Source organism: Achromobacter sp. ACM01, from assembly GCF_014851745.1.
Classification (GTDB): domain Bacteria; phylum Pseudomonadota; class Gammaproteobacteria; order Burkholderiales; family Burkholderiaceae_B; genus Achromobacter; species Achromobacter aegrifaciens.
This window is the reverse complement of record NZ_JACVAF010000003.1, coordinates 533,426-546,109: the sequence shown is the minus strand read 5'-3', so window position 1 is coordinate 546,109 and position 12,684 is coordinate 533,426. Positions and strand designations below refer to the sequence as shown.

Below are 12,684 nucleotides of genomic sequence, written 5' to 3'. Positions count from 1 at the left end.
CATGAACACCCCCTGTACGCCCGCGCGTCCCCTGACGCGCATGACGGTAGCCCTAGGCCTGGGCCTCGCGCTGTCCTGCGGCTCATCCGCCACCATGGCCGAGGAGTTTCCTAACAAGCCGCTGCGCATGGTCGTGGGCTTTGCCCCGGGAGGCGGCGCGGACATCGTGGCGCGCCTGGTCGGCGCCAAGATGGCCGAAAGCCTGGGGCAGCAGGTGGTGGTCGAAAACCGGGCCGGCGCCACCGGCACCATCGCCGCCGACAACGTCGCCCGTTCGCCTGCCGATGGCTACTCGCTGTTCCTGGGTTCGCAGTCCACCATGGTGGTGGCGCCTTCGCTGTTCCCGTCCTTGCCCTTCAAGCCCGAGAAGGACTTTGCGCCGGTATCGCAGATCGTGACCATGCCGCTGATCCTGGTGGTCAATCCAGCCTTGGTGGATGCCAAGACCGTACAGGAGCTGACGGAACAGATCCGCAAGGCCGGGGATGGCGCAATGAGCTATGCCTCGTCCGGCCAGGGCGGCCCGCAGCACATAGCCGGCGAGCTGTATGCGCACATGGTGGGCACCAAGGTGACGCATGTGCCGTACAAGGGCGAATCGGCCGCCATGGCCGACGTGCTGGGCGGGCACGTGCCGTACATGTTCGCCAATCTGCCTGTGGCCTTGCCTCACATCGCATCGGGCAAGGTCCGGCCGTTGGCCATTACCAGCCTGAAGCGCGACCCCAAGGCACCGCAAATCCCGACCCTGGCCGAGTCCGGGTTCAAGGACTTCGAAGTGTCGACCTGGTATGGCGTGTTCGCGCCGGCCAATACGCCCAAGCCCGTGGTGGCCAAGCTTTCCGCTTCCATCCGCGCCGCCGTGCAGCAGAACGATATGCAGGCCAAGCTCAGCGAGCAGGGCTTCACGGTGGTGGGCAGCGATTCCGATACCTTCACGCGTTTCGTGGGTTCGGAGCTGCCGCGCTGGTCGGTGCTGATCCGCGACATAGGCATCAAACCCGAATAGGCGTCCAGCCCGCGCGGGCGAGCCTTTATCCCTACGAGATCCAGACATGATCGATTTCACTGAAAAACGTGCAGCCGGCCCCGTCATCCGGCTGCATTCCGCGGACAACGTCGTGGTGGCGCGCGTGCCCATCGGCATAGGCATGGCCGTACCCTCCGAAGGCATCGTCAGCCGCAGCCAGATCCCGGCCGGGCATAAGATCGCGGCGCGCGACCTGCGCGCCGGCGAGCCCATCCTCAAGTACAACGTCTGCATCGGCTTTGCAGCGGGCGACATTCCGGCCGGCACCTACGTCCATTCGCACAACATGGACTTCCAGGAGTTCGACCGGGACTACGCGCACGCCCGCGATTACGTGGCGACGCCGGTCCTGCCCGAGTCCGAGCAGGCGCGCTTTCTCGGCATCGTGCGCGCCAACGGACAGGTCGCCACGCGCAACTACATCGGGGTCATGGCGACGGTCAACTGTTCGGCGACGGTGGTGCATCGCATTGCCGAAGCTTTCACGCCGCAGCTGATGGCCGCCTATCCCAATGTGGACGGCGTGGTGGCGCTGAGCCATGGCATGGGCTGCGGCATGGAAATGTCCGGCGAACCCATGGATTTGTTGCGCCGGACGATGGGCGGTTACGCCTGTCACGCCAACTTCGCCGCCGTGCTGATCGTCGGGCTGGGCTGTGAGCGCAATCAGCTGGATGCCTTGCTCAAGGACCAGGGCCTGGAGGCGGGCGCGCGGTTGAAGACTTTCATCATGCAGGAGACCGGCGGCACGCGCAAAACCATCGAGGCGGGCGTCGCCGCGGTGCAGGCGCTGCTGCCCGAGGCCAATCGGGTCGAGCGCGTGCCGGTGCCGGCGCGGCATCTGACGGTGGGCCTGCAATGCGGCGGTTCGGACGGCTTTTCGTCCATCACCGCCAATCCCGCATTGGGGGCGGCCATGGACATCCTGGTGCGCCACGGCGGCACCGCCATCCTGTCCGAAACGCCTGAGATCTATGGCGTGGAGCACACCTTGACCTCGCGCGCCCGCAACCGCGAGGTCGGCGAAAAGCTGGTGCAGCGCATCCGCTGGTGGAAGGAAGAGTACTCGCCGGGGCGCGACGTGCAGATCAACGGCAAGGTCAGTCCGGGCAACCAGATGGGCGGATTGGCCAACATCTTCGAGAAGTCGCTGGGCTCTTCGATGAAGGGCGGCACCACGGCGTTGATGGAGGTCTACCGCTACGCGGAGCCGGTGCGCCAGCCCGGCATGGTGTTCATGGACACGCCGGGCTTCGACCCCGTGTCCGCGACCGGACAGATCGCCGGCGGGGCCAACATGATCTGTTTCACCACCGGGCGCGGTTCGATGTTCGGCGCCAAGCCCGTGCCCTCGATCAAGCTGGCGACCAATACGCCGATGTATGAAAGGCTGACGGAGGACATGGACGTCAATTGCGGCGACATCCTGGACGGCACCGCGACGCTACAGGAAGTGGCGCAGCGCATCTTCGAGGAAATCCTGCTGGTGGCCTCCGGCACGCGCAGCAAGAGCGAGCTGCTGGGACTGGGCGATCACGAGTTCGTGCCCTGGAACATCGGCGTGGTGAGCTGAGCGGCACCGCCAAAAGAAGCGCCCCGGCGCACGGCTTCAGGTCGCCGTGCGCCGGGGCGCTTCGTGCTGCGGATATTGCGCTGTTCAATCCCGCGGACAACTAGCGCCCGCGGGATTGGGCGCTAGTTGTCCGCCAGGGTCTGCGCGCCGGGCATGTCGAAGCCGTTCTCATCCAGGGCGGCCTGCAAGGCGGTGCGCTGTTCAGCGTTCAGTTCCACCAGGGGCGGGCGTACCGTCGCCCAGGCCGGATCGCCGGATTTCCAGGCAATCGCGGCCTTCATCGCGGGGATCATGGGGAATCTGCCGAACACGTTGCGGGTCGCGTTCAGACCGGCCTGGCGAGCGTCGGCGTCGGCTTCCTGCCAGCGCTGCTGCAGGGCGACGATGGGGCCCGGATTGACGTTGCCGGTGGCGGTGATGCAGCCCACGCCGCCCGCGCGCAGGGTCTGCAGCAGGAAGGCTTCGCTGCCCGCGTAGACCTTGAAGCCGCGCGGCGCGAAGCGTTCGATCATGGCCGCCGTGTTGTTCCAGTCCCCACCACTGTCCTTTACCCCGGCGACCTGGCCGGGATAGCGGTCGAGCAGGCGGTCGATCAGGTCCAGGCTCAGCGGCACCTGGCTCACGGGAGGGATGTGATACAGGTACATGCGCAGCCGGTCGTCGCCTACGCCTTCGATCAGTTCGGCGTAGTAGCGGAACAGGCCTTCGTCGCTCACGCCCTTGTAATAGAAGGGGGGCAGGACCAGCACGCCCATGCTGCCGCTGCGCACGGCGTGGCGTGTCAACTCGATCGCGTCGGGCAGCGCGCAGGCGCCCGTGCCGGGCATCAGCGCCGACGGTTCCACGCCCGCTTCCAGCAGCGCGTCCAGCAGGCTGCGCTTTTCCGACAGGGCGAGCGAGTTGGCTTCCGAGTTGGTGCCGAATATGGCCAGCCCGACGGATTGTTCGCGCAGCCAGCGGCAGTGCTTCACATAGCGTCCCAGCGCCGGGCGATAGGCTGCGTCGAATGGCGTCAGGACCGGAGAAAAAACGCCGGGAATGCTGGCTTGGGTGCTCATTGTCTCTACTCGTTTTCTGATGAATGAAAAGGACGCGCCACGGGGCGCAGCGGCAACGTCTGATTCTGGCACCGAAGCGGCCAGTGAACATCTGCTGTTTAATTGCTTCAATCCATAAAATTGTTGTGGTTTGCCCTGGCGCAAACCATGCCTGCAGAAAAAGGGGGGACGCTTTGGATACGCGATATGTGCAGAGCTTTGTGTCGGTGGTCGAATGCGGATCGCTGGCGGAGGCCGCGCGCCGGCTGGACCTGACCCCCGCTGCCATTGCGGCGCGGGTGCGCACCCTGGAGGAAGAGCTGGGCGCCACGCTCATCAAGCGCGTGGGCCGCAGCGTCAAGGCGACCGAAGCGGGCCTGAAAGTGCTGGAACGAGCCCGCAGCGTGCTGCGCGAAGTGCGCGACCTGCGGGCCAGCGCCAGCGACGACGCGCCCTTGGGCGAGTTGAGGCTGGGCGTGTCGGTGTCGGCGCTGACGGGCATCATGCCCACCGTGCTGGCGCGCCTGTACCGGCGCCTGCCCAAGCTGGCCGTTTTCGTGGAGCCAGGCACCTCCAATCACCTGTACCACCGGGTGATCAACGGCGACCTGGACGCGGCCTTCATCGTCAAACCGCAATTCAACCTGTCCAAGGGCTACGCCTGGAAATTGGTGGCGGAAGAGCCGCTGGTGGTGCTGGCGCCGCCCGATACCGTAAGCAATGACGCCCACGAGCTGATGAGCACGCAGCCTTTCATACGCTATGACCGCAACGTCTGGGGCGGCCGGCTGGCGGACCAGTATCTGCGCCAGCACGGCATCGTGCCGCGCGAGCGCCTGGAGGTCGACGGCCTGATGGGCATCGCCTGCATGGTGTCGGAAGGGCTGGGCGTGTCGCTGGTGCCCGATTGGGCGCCGGATTGGGTGGACAGCCGGCGCGTCAAGCGAGTGCCGCTGCCGGGGCGCGCGCCTCTGCGCTGCATGGGGATCATCTGGGCCCGGCATATGCCGCATTCGGCGTTGGCGGAAGCGTTCGTCGAAGAGGCCGGCCTGGCTTTGAACCTGCCCGCGGAGCCGATAGAGGACGAGTGAGCGGCCGAGGGGGCGCGCTGCGAATCGCGCGGGGCGTCGCTGCCCTGCGGACCCACCATGAAAAACACCCCGTACGCTGGATCGGTATCCAGCGTACGGGGTGCGATGTGCTGCCAGTCGCAAGCCCTTGCGGGCCTGCGGTTTAGTGGCGCGTTTCGACCTGAACCAGCGGCTCGTTGGAAACGGGCGCGACCGGCTTGCGCTCGCGGCCCAGGCGGACCGGCGTGTGCGCAGCGGCGATACGCAGCTGGGTCTGGGCGTGGCGGTCCGGATCGGTCTCCACCCACTGCAGGCCGGCGGCATTGACCACGTCGTGCAGGGCCTGGGCCTTGGCCGACGGGGCGACAGCCGGCACCACGATGGGCTGGCTGGCTGCGGGCGTCGCGGCAGCCGCTTCCTGTGCGACAGGCGCGGCCGGAGCAACCGGGGCGACCGGTGCCGGGGCGGGAGCAACCACGGGCTCGACGGCGGCGGCTTCCACCGGCGCCGGCTCGGTCGCTGCGGGGGCGGAAACCTCGCTCGCGGCCTGCACGGACACCGGCTGGGTCACTTCGGCGGCAGCCGTCTGCACGGGCTGGGCCACGGGTTCGACGGCTTGCTCGGCTTGGGCCTGCACGGGCGCTGCCGGTTGGGTTTCAACCGGAGCAGCGGCAACCTGGACGGGCTCGGCTGTCGTGGTTTCGGGCTGCTGGGCTTGCGCCGGAGCGGCCTGGACATGTGCGGCAGGTTCCTCGGTTTGCGCAGCGGTCACGGCGGGCTGGGCAGCGGCTTCTTCCGACTGTTCGATGCTGTCGTCGTCGGCGCCATCTTCCTGCTGGTCGTCGCTGCCGGCCAAGCCAGCTTCTTCCTGGCTGCGGCGGCCACGGCGGCTGCGGCGGCGGCGGCGCTTGCGCTCGGGATCGGCGGCGCCTTCGGCGCCTTCCACGGCGGGTACGCCATCGGCGGTCTGTTCGAGCACGGCTTCGGCTTCGCCGGCCTCGGCGGTCACCGCGGCGGCTTCAGGAGCCGGTTTGGTTTCGGGCAGGGCGGTGGCGACCGTCTGCGCCAGGGCGGCGACCATGCTTTCCTGTTCGCTCATCGGGGCGTCGGACTGGCCTTCCTCGCGGCGATTGCGGCCACGGCCGCGGCGACGGTTGCGGCCGGCGCCGCTGTCCTCGCCGCCAGCTTCCACGGCTTGCTCGGGGCGGTTGGACGCCAGGGCAGCTTGCGCAGCCTGGGTGTCGCGTTCGCCACGGGCGTCGTTGCGGTTGTTGCGGTCGCCGCGTTCCTGGCGCTCGCCCTCGGCGCGGCGGTTGCCGCGGACGTGGTGGCGGCCGCCTTCGCTGCCCTCGGCGCCTTCGCCGCGGGATTCGCCGCGGCGGTTGCGGTTGCGGTCCGAACCATGGCGTTCGCCACGGCGTTCCTGGCCGTCATGGCTGCTGCGGCCCTTGCCGCGGCCGGAGCTGGCGCGCTTGGCGCTGTCTTCCTGGGCAGCGGGAGCGGGCTTGGCCGCTTCGGAGCTGCCGCCCAGCCACCCGAACAGGCGCTTGAACAGGCCGCCCAGGCCGCCGGTTGCTGCCGGCGCGGGAGCCGGCGCAGCGGGAGCCGGGGTCGAAACCGGAGCGGGCTGCGAGGGCGTGATGCCCTTGACCAGCGCTTCCGGACGCGACTTGATTTCGTGCTCGCGCGGCTGCCAGGGGGCGTCCGTGGCCGGGGCTTCAACCAGTTCGAAGCTGGTCTTCAGTTCTTCCAGGCGCGGATCGTCGTGGCGCAGGCGCTCGATGTGGTGGTGCGGCGTTTCCAGATGCTTGTTGGGGATCAGCATCAGGTTGACCTTGAGGCGGGCTTCCATCTTGGTGATGTCGGCGCGCTTTTCGTTCAGCAGGTAGGTCGCAACGTCGACCGGCACTTGGGCGTGCACGGCGGCGGTGTTTTCCTTCATGGCCTCTTCCTGCAGCAGGCGCAGCACATGCAGGGCGCTGGACTCGGCGTCGCGGATCACGCCGGTGCCGTTGCAGCGCGGGCAGGTGATGTGCGAGCCTTCGTTCAGGGCGGGACGCAGGCGCTGGCGCGACAGTTCCATCAGGCCGAAGCGCGAAATCTTGCCCATCTGGACGCGGGCGCGGTCGAAGTGGAGGGCGTCACGCAGGCGCTGTTCGACGGCGCGCTGGTTCTTGCTGTCCTCCATGTCGATGAAGTCGATGACGATCAGGCCGCCCAGGTCGCGCAGGCGCAACTGGCGGGCCACTTCATCGGCTGCTTCCGAGTTGGTGCGCAGCGCGGTTTCCTCGATGTCGGCGCCGCGCGTGGAGCGGGCCGAGTTGACGTCCACGGAAACCAGGGCTTCGGTGTGGTCGATGACGATGGCGCCGCCCGAGGGCAGCGTGACCGTGCGCGAGTACGCCGTTTCGATCTGGTGTTCGATCTGGAAACGGGAGAAGAGGGGGATATCGTCGCGGTAGCGTTTGACGCGCTGGACGTTGTCCGGCATCACCACGCTCATGAAGGCCGTGGCCTGGTCGGCGATCTCGTCGGTATCGATGAGGATCTCGCCGATTTCCGGGGAGAAGTAGTCGCGGATGGCCCGGATGACCAGGCTGGATTCCAGGTAGATCAGGATCGGCGCGGAGTTGTCGCGCGCGGCGCCGTCGATCGCGGTCCAGAGCTGCAACAGGTAGGACAGGTCCCACTGGAGCTCTTCGACGTTGCGGCCGATGCCGGCGGTGCGGGCGATGATGCTCATGCCCTGGGGCAGATCGAGCTGCTCCATCGTGTCGCGCAGTTCCTGGCGGTCCTCGCCCTCGACGCGGCGCGAAACGCCACCGCCACGGGGATTGTTGGGCATCAGGACCAGGTAGCGGCCGGCCAGCGAGATGAACGTGGTCAGGGCGGCGCCCTTGTTGCCGCGCTCTTCCTTTTCAACCTGGACGATCAGTTCCTGGCCTTCGCGCAGGGCGTCCTGGATGCGGGCGCTGCGGACGTCCACGCCTTCCTTGAAGTAGCTGCGGGCCACTTCCTTGAAAGGCAGGAAACCGTGACGGTCTTCACCGTAGTTGACGAAGCAAGCTTCGAGGCCGGGTTCGATCCGGGTGATGACACCTTTGTAGATATTGCCTTTGCGTTGTTCGCGGCCGGCAGTCTCGATGTCGAGGTCGATGAGTTTTTGCCCATCGACGATAGCGACGCGTAATTCTTCCTGATGCGTCGCATTGAACAGCATGCGCTTCATGAGAGGGGTTCTCCGTTGTCATGACGCGCCGATATCGGCGCGTGACCTCGGGTCACTCGGGCTGCGGGCTGAAGCGGGCAAGAGTTGCGGACCGTACCTGGGCGGCGCCCAGGCGTATCCGCCGCGGGTCAGGCGGGCACGTCGAGCCGTGGGGCTCGGGGTTCTGTCAGCAGGAGGGTCAGCTTCACTGAATGTGGTTTGACGGAAAAGTGCTGTGAACGGCAGTTGCGGTCGGATTGGTTGCCCACGCGCAGCTGGTGCTTTAAATATGCGACGATTCTTGCGGTGCTTCAGAGCCGCTTGCGGCATGCAACGGACCTGCTGGGACAGCGGGCAAAATGAATGCCACACCACTATCCGGCAGGGCGCGGTTGCGCCGGCGACCAAATGACCCCGGGGGTTGAATGAGCAGGCAGTACAATGGCGGCCCGCGCGCTCGACGGAGTTGCGTAACGTTGCATCTCTACGTCAGGCGGCTAGTTCAGCCCCTTTAGGCTGTCCCGATTATATGTCGCTTTTCGCAATGCGCAAAGAAACTTCCCCCTCGCTTTCCCTCTCTAAAGCTCCCCCTGCCGTCCGGATGGTGGAAGTCGATGCCGAGCATGCCGGCCAGCGTCTGGACAACTACCTTGCGCGGCTGTGCAAGGGCGTCCCCAAAACCCATATCTACAAGGCCATACGCGGCGGCGAAGTGCGGGTAAACAAGGGACGCACTTCGGCCGACTACCGCGTCGCCGAGGGCGACGTGGTCCGCGTTCCGCCGCTGCGGCTGCCCGACCCGGGCAAGCCCCGGCCGGTGCCTGGCGCCGAATTCCCCGTGGTGTTCGAGGACGAGGCGTTGCTTGTCGTGGACAAGCCCGCCGGCGTGGCGGTCCATGGGGGCAGCGGCGTGTCCTTCGGCGTGATCGAACAGCTGCGGGCGGCCCGGCCCGGCGCCAAGTTCCTGGAACTGGTCCATCGCCTGGACCGGGAGACCTCGGGTCTCTTGATGGTGGCCAAGAAGCGCAGCGCCCTGCTGGCGTTGCACGCCATGCTGCGCGAAGGAAAAGGGGACAAACATTACCTGGCCCTGGTCGAGGGCGATTGGGTCAATGACCGCCAGCACATCAAGTTGGGGCTGTCCAAGTGGACCACCCAGTCCGGCGAGCGCCGGGTCAAGGTCGATCCGGACGGCCAGTCGGCGCACACCATCGTCACGCTCAAGCAGCGTTTTGGTGGCTATAGTCTGGTCGACGCCGAATTGCGTACCGGTCGCACCCATCAGATCCGGGTGCACCTGGCCGCCAGCGGCTTCCCCATCGTGGGCGACGACAAGTACGGCCACGACGAAGTACGGGCGCAGTTCGCGCGCATGGGTTTTGGCAGGATGTTCCTGCACGCCCACCAATTGACCCTGGCCCACCCGGTGACGGGCGAGTCCCTGACGCTTACCGCCGAGCTGCCCCCAGCTTGCCGGAAAATACTGAAACAACTGGAGTCGGTCTGATTATGTCGTATTCGCTGGTCGTTTTTGACTGGGATGGCACCCTGATGGATTCCACGCACAGCATCGTGGCCGCCATCCAGGGCGCCTGCCGCGACCTGGAGCTGGCGGTGCCTTCGGCATCCGATGCCAGCTGGGTGATAGGCCTGTCCCTGGAAAGCGCCCTGCGCCGCGCGGTGCCGGAACTGACGCAGGCGATGCTGCCGCGCTTCCTGGAGCGCTACCGCACGCACTATCTGCTGCGTGATCCGGAATTGCGCCTGTTCGAGGGCGTGCAGGAACTCTTGGCCGAACTGGCCGGGCAGAACGTGCGCCTGGCGGTGGCTACCGGCAAGAGCCGCGTGGGCCTGACCCGCGCGCTGGCCGCGACCGGCCTGGGGCCGCTGTTCGATGCCACGCGCACCGCCGACGAAACTTTCAGCAAGCCGCATCCGGCGATGCTGCACGAGCTGATGCAGGAGCTGGACGTGGATCCGGACCGCGTCGTGATGGTGGGTGACACCTCGCACGACCTGCAGATGGCGATCAATGCCGGCGTGCATGGCCTGGGGGTGACCTATGGCGCACATACCCTGAAGGAACTTGAGGGTTGTTCGCCCCAGGCGGTGCTGGACAGCGTGCCGAAGGTGCGCGAATGGCTGCTGCCGCGTATCTAGCGGCCTGGCGCCCGGGATTCTCCGGGCGTGCGCAGTCCGGGCGCGGAACGCCCGCCGTACGCGCGGGTCTATAGGAAATACCCGCAAGCGCCGGCTGCCGCGGAATATCATGGGGCGGCGCGGCGTCCATGGCTTGCGCAGGGCGCGTCCATGATCCTGCGGGCGCTACACCGGAGACCATGATGTTGATACGCAAGCCCGACGATATTCTTCCGTCCGAGATCACCTCCGAGGGCGTCTGGCGTTCGCGCCGCGAACTGATGCTGCGCGCGGGGCTGGTCGCGGCCGCCGCAGGCCTGCCGGGGTGGGCCATGCGCAGCGCGCACGCCCAGGAGGCCGGCGTTCTGCCGGGCAAGCTCAACCCCACCTTGAGCGTCATGGACAAGCAGACGACGCTGGCCGACGTCACCTCCTACAACAACTACTACGAGTTCGGCGTGGATAAGGGCGATCCGGCCGCCAATGCCGGCAAATTGCAGACACGCCCCTGGAGCGTGAGCGTCGAGGGCGAAGTCGGCAAGCCGCGCACCTTTTCCATCGAAGAGCTGCTCAAGCTGGCGCCGATGGAAGAACGCGTCTACCGGCTGCGCTGCGTCGAGGGCTGGTCCATGGTGATTCCGTGGATGGGCTATTCGCTGTCGGCGCTGCTCAAGCAGGTCGAACCCACGGGCAACGCCAAGTACGTGGAATTCGTCACCGCCGTGCAGCGCGAGAACATGCCGGGCGTACGCGCCGCGATCCTGGAATGGCCTTATGTGGAGGGCCTGCGCATCGACGAAGCCATGAATCCCCTGGCCATGCTGGTGTTCGGCGTCTACGGAAAGGTGCTGCCGAACCAGAACGGCGCGCCGCTCAGGTTGGCGGTACCCTGGAAGTATGGTTTCAAGTCGGCCAAGTCCCTGGTCAAGATCCGTCTGGTCGAAAAGCCGCCCGTGTCGTCGTGGATCAAGGCCGCGCCCCAGGAGTACGGCTTTTACGCCAATGTGAATCCCGAGGTGCCTCATCCGCGCTGGAGCCAGGCCACGGAACGCCGCATTGGCGAGGACGGGCTGTTCTCCCCCAAGCGCAAGACCTTGATGTTCAACGGTTATGCCGAACAGGTGGCGTCGCTCTACCAGGGGATGGACCTGAAGGCGAACTACTGAGGCGATTCCATGCCTGACGGCACTCCGCAGGTGGCTCCGGCCACGCCGCCGCGCAAGACCCAGCTTTCCGCCAAGACTGTGGGGCGCTTCAAACCGTTCCTGTTCCTGCTGGGGCTGGCGCCGTTCGCGCGTTGGATCTGGCTGGGCGTGAATAACGGGCTGACGGCGAACCCGGTCGAGTTCCTGACCCGTTCATCGGGCACCTGGACCCTGGTCTGTCTGCTCGTGACCCTGGCCATCACGCCGCTGCGCCGGCTGACTGGCCAGCCGGCATTGGTGCGTCTGCGGCGCATGTGCGGTTTGTTCGCGTTTTTCTATGGATCCATGCACTTCATGGCCTGGGTCTGGTGGGATCGCGGCTTCGATCCGGCGGGCATGCTGCGCGATATCGGCGAACGCCCCTTCATCATGGTGGGATTTGTGGCGTTCGTGCTGATGGCCGCTCTGGCGGCTACCTCCACGCAGTGGGCCATGCGCAAGCTGGGCAAGCGCTGGCAAAGCCTGCACCGCGCCATCTATGCCATCGGCCTGCTGGCGGTGCTGCATTATTGGTGGCACAAGGCCGGCAAGAACGACCTGACGCAGCCCGCCCTGTACGCCGCCGTGCTGGCCTTGTTGCTGGGCTGGCGGCTGGTCGCCTGGTTGCGCGGCAGGCGGTAGCGCTGCGCGTCCCTACAGCATCGCCAGCATGATGGCGGCAGTCTCCGCGTCCGGCTGGCCGTCGTATAGTCTCGGCCGGTAGTGCATCTGAAAGGCTGCCAGCGCGCCGATCGTGGCCGGGCTCAGTGTGCCGTCCTGCGGACACGCATAGCCCAACCGTGCCAGCTGTTTCTGGAACCATGCAACATCCGGGATGCCCTGGACCTGAAGGCGCGCGAGGTGTTCGGCGGCTCCGGTCTCGTCGTACCAGCGTCCGATTCCCGCCTCGGCCAACGTTTTCCACGGGAAAAGAGGGCCGGGATCCACCTTGCGCTGGGGCGCGATGTCGCTGTGGCCCACGATGTTCTCGGGCGTGACGCCATGCCGTTGCGCAATATCGCGCAGCAATATGGTCAGTGCGCGCAATTGCTGGTCGTTGTACGGATGCCAGACAGGCTTGCCGTCAGAGCCCTCCGTCCAGCCTGGGTTGACGATTTCTATGCCGATGGACGTGCTGTTCATGGCGATGTTGCCATACCAGGAGCTGGCGCCGGCATGCCAGGCGGCGCGGTTCTCGTCGACCAGCCGGTAGACGCGGCCGGCGTCGTTAACCAGATAGTGCGAACTGACCTTGCCCTTGGAGAGCAATTCCATGGAACGGGCGTCGTCCACGCTGGTGTAGTGCAGCACGATGCTGCGTACCCGGCTGGCCTGGCTGACCGCAGTGATCGAGGTGTCCAGGTCCAGGCCGGCGGGGCCGCGCGCGGCGCATCCCGCCAGGATGGCCGCGGCAAGCGGCACAAGGAATAGGCGGCGCATGGA

10 protein-coding genes and 1 pseudogene are annotated in these 12,684 nt (G+C 66.5%); 7 read left to right on the top strand and 4 right to left on the bottom strand.

The genetic code is table 11. From position 1 onward, the window contains the following. Position 1: 1 nt before the first annotated feature. Together IB268_RS17280 and IB268_RS17275 are read left to right on the top strand one after the other, a co-directional pair. On the top strand, positions 2-1,009 hold the full coding sequence (locus IB268_RS17280) for a tripartite tricarboxylate transporter substrate binding protein (RefSeq protein WP_192354564.1): 1,008 nt from the start codon (positions 2-4) through the stop codon (positions 1,007-1,009). A gap of 46 nt (positions 1,010-1,055) precedes the next feature. Continuing rightward, entirely contained in the window at positions 1,056-2,603 is a 1,548-nt protein-coding gene (locus IB268_RS17275; RefSeq protein ID WP_054450586.1) for a UxaA family hydrolase, read from the top strand. A 122-nt stretch (positions 2,604-2,725) separates the two neighbouring features. On the opposite strand, the gene IB268_RS17270 is transcribed toward IB268_RS17275, so the two are convergent. Beyond that, positions 2,726-3,661, bottom strand: a complete 936-nt coding sequence (locus tag IB268_RS17270) for a dihydrodipicolinate synthase family protein (protein WP_192354563.1) — start codon at positions 3,659-3,661, stop codon at positions 2,726-2,728. Between the two features lie 173 nt (positions 3,662-3,834). On the opposite strand from IB268_RS17270, the gene IB268_RS17265 reads away from it, so the two are divergent. Then, positions 3,835-4,731: a LysR family transcriptional regulator gene (locus tag IB268_RS17265; protein ID WP_054450590.1), complete on the top strand. Its 897-nt coding sequence runs from the start codon at positions 3,835-3,837 to the stop codon at positions 4,729-4,731. A 142-nt stretch (positions 4,732-4,873) separates the two neighbouring features. Here IB268_RS17265 and IB268_RS17260 read toward each other — a convergent pair whose 3' ends face one another. After that, on the bottom strand, positions 4,874-7,930 hold the full coding sequence (locus IB268_RS17260; RefSeq protein WP_225591433.1) for an Rne/Rng family ribonuclease: 3,057 nt from the start codon (positions 7,928-7,930) through the stop codon (positions 4,874-4,876). Further along, positions 7,914-7,961: pseudogene (locus IB268_RS31330) on the bottom strand (hypothetical protein); the annotation flags it as partial. The gene IB268_RS17260 and the pseudogene IB268_RS31330, both read right to left, overlap by 17 nt. A gap of 501 nt (positions 7,962-8,462) precedes the next feature. Here IB268_RS31330 and IB268_RS17255 point away from each other — a divergent pair. From IB268_RS17255 to msrQ, 4 genes are all read left to right on the top strand, one after another. Beyond that, on the top strand, positions 8,463-9,425 hold the full coding sequence (locus IB268_RS17255) for an RluA family pseudouridine synthase (RefSeq protein ID WP_175181235.1): 963 nt from the start codon (positions 8,463-8,465) through the stop codon (positions 9,423-9,425). A 2-nt stretch (positions 9,426-9,427) separates the two neighbouring features. Continuing rightward, positions 9,428-10,078, top strand: a complete 651-nt coding sequence (locus tag IB268_RS17250; protein ID WP_054450595.1) for an HAD family hydrolase — start codon at positions 9,428-9,430, stop codon at positions 10,076-10,078. A 182-nt stretch (positions 10,079-10,260) separates the two neighbouring features. After that, positions 10,261-11,223: a protein-methionine-sulfoxide reductase catalytic subunit MsrP gene (gene msrP, locus IB268_RS17245; RefSeq protein ID WP_192354726.1), complete on the top strand. Its 963-nt coding sequence runs from the start codon at positions 10,261-10,263 to the stop codon at positions 11,221-11,223. Between the two features lie 9 nt (positions 11,224-11,232). Further along, positions 11,233-11,883 (top strand): protein-methionine-sulfoxide reductase heme-binding subunit MsrQ, encoded by a 651-nt coding sequence (msrQ, locus tag IB268_RS17240; RefSeq protein ID WP_192354562.1) that lies wholly within the window; start codon positions 11,233-11,235, stop codon positions 11,881-11,883. Between the two features lie 12 nt (positions 11,884-11,895). On the opposite strand, the gene IB268_RS17235 is transcribed toward msrQ, so the two are convergent. Next, a complete protein-coding gene (locus IB268_RS17235) occupies positions 11,896-12,681 on the bottom strand; it encodes an N-acetylmuramoyl-L-alanine amidase (protein ID WP_192354561.1) in 786 nt (261 codons plus the stop codon). Positions 12,682-12,684 lie beyond the last annotated feature (3 nt).

Coding starts and splice junctions, on each gene's coding strand:
- IB268_RS17250 (WP_054450595.1), top strand. CDS start 9,428: ATGTCGTATTCGCTGGTCGTTTTTGACTGGGATGGCACCCTGATGGAT.
- IB268_RS17260 (WP_225591433.1), bottom strand. CDS start 7,930: ATGCTGTTCAATGCGACGCATCAGGAAGAATTACGCGTCGCTATCGTC.
- msrP (WP_192354726.1), top strand. CDS start 10,261: ATGTTGATACGCAAGCCCGACGATATTCTTCCGTCCGAGATCACCTCC.
- IB268_RS17280 (WP_192354564.1), top strand. CDS start 2: ATGAACACCCCCTGTACGCCCGCGCGTCCCCTGACGCGCATGACGGTA.
- IB268_RS17275 (WP_054450586.1), top strand. CDS start 1,056: ATGATCGATTTCACTGAAAAACGTGCAGCCGGCCCCGTCATCCGGCTG.
- IB268_RS17235 (WP_192354561.1), bottom strand. CDS start 12,681: ATGCGCCGCCTATTCCTTGTGCCGCTTGCCGCGGCCATCCTGGCGGGA.
- msrQ (WP_192354562.1), top strand. CDS start 11,233: ATGCCTGACGGCACTCCGCAGGTGGCTCCGGCCACGCCGCCGCGCAAG.
- IB268_RS17255 (WP_175181235.1), top strand. CDS start 8,463: ATGCGCAAAGAAACTTCCCCCTCGCTTTCCCTCTCTAAAGCTCCCCCT.
- IB268_RS17270 (WP_192354563.1), bottom strand. CDS start 3,661: ATGAGCACCCAAGCCAGCATTCCCGGCGTTTTTTCTCCGGTCCTGACG.